General features: G+C 45.8%; 1 protein-coding gene. It reads right to left on the reverse strand.

The window, feature by feature from the left end; all coding sequences use genetic code 11:
- The coding region (locus ACRBG0_RS28175) for a DNA-directed RNA polymerase subunit alpha (protein ID WP_431490161.1) at positions 1-535 on the reverse strand (535 nt) is incomplete at both ends.

The following is a 535-nucleotide window of genomic DNA, read 5'->3' on the forward strand; positions in this document are numbered from 1 at the left end:
TCTTACCGAAGTTACGGAACTTCAGCAGTTCGTGTGTGTCGTAACGTACCAGTTCAGCCAAGGTATTGATTTTCGCTGCCTTCAGACAGTTGTAAGCACGTACAGAGAGGTCGAGATCTTCCAGAGAAGTTTTCAACAACTTACGCATGTGCAGGATATGCTCATCTACGATATTCTCTTCGCGAGTACCCGCTGAATCGAAGGTGATATTTTCGTCCGTGATCAGCATAAGGTGCTGAATCAGGATCCGTGAAGCTTCTTTGATAGCCTCTTCCGGGTGGATAGTACCATCTGTTTTGAGGCTAATCGTCAGTTTCTCGTAATCGGTACGTTGACCAACACGGAAATTGTCAATGGTGTAAGCCACATTTTTGATGGGCGTGTAGATGGCATCGATGGGAATAACACCGATTGGTGCGTCCTTAGGCAGATTTTCATCAGCAGGAACGTAGCCACGACCTTTCGAAACGGTAAGTTCAACTTCCAAGTTAACGAAAGGTTCCATCGTACAAATCAACAGATCAGGGTTCATGAC

This window comes from Lewinella sp. (assembly GCF_050633125.1).
In the GTDB taxonomy this organism is placed as follows: Bacteria; Bacteroidota; Bacteroidia; order Chitinophagales; family Saprospiraceae; genus Lewinella.